The sequence below is a fragment of the Oleiphilus sp. HI0066 genome (genome assembly GCF_001635725.1).
In genome coordinates, this window is sequence record NZ_LWFH01000030.1 from 1 (window position 1) to 768 (window position 768).

Consider the following 768-nt stretch of genomic DNA (forward strand, 5'->3'; position numbering starts at 1 on the left):
TGCTTCCTTCAATTTTGATTTAGATTCAGACGGCTTTGGCGCAAGCAATTCGCAATTTTTACCCGTTGACGAGGCATTTATTTTTGATGTTCAAGTGACATCTAAAGGGCTCAGAACATCTTGGAAAATTACCGAAGGCTATTATTTATACCAAAGCAAAATCGAGGTCAGCCTACTAGATTCCAACGCGACACTCGGCACACCTAATTTTTCAGACTCAGGGATTGAAGAGAACGACCCCTATTTCGGGATGACACGTGTTGTGTACAACGAACTTCAAATGGAATTACCAGTCACGCTCATTAGCGATGCTAAAGAAACGGAAATCAAAATCACTTACCAAGGCTGCGCTGTCGCTGGCCTATGCTATCCACCGCAAGCAAAGACAGTACTCTACTTTCCCGTAGAAAATGCACCGGCCCCAGTGCTCGAAGACATCGAAGCACAAATCAAGGCAAAATCACTAAGTTTAAGTACAGACGATGCTTCTTCGATATTCTCATTCATGCAGGAGAACTCTGCCTTAGCAACAGCAGCTATATTCTTTTTGCTTGGCCTCGGATTAACCTTTACGCCCTGCGTACTGCCGATGATTCCGATTATCACAACGATTGTGGCTGGCAATAATCAAAGCTCGCAAAAAAATTGGGGGCGCAATTTTAGTCTCGCATTGTCGTATGTCGCTGGCATGGCACTCACCTACGCAGCTTTCGGCCTAACAGTCGGCTTATTAGGTGCAAGCGCGAACCTTCAAGCAACAATGCAAAG

Annotated in this window: 1 protein-coding gene; it reads left to right on the forward strand. The window is 45.1% G+C overall.

The window, feature by feature from the left end; translation table 11 throughout:
- Nucleotides 1-768: protein-disulfide reductase DsbD domain-containing protein (locus tag A3738_RS00880; RefSeq protein ID WP_255376125.1), on the forward strand; the 768-nt coding region annotated here is incomplete at both ends.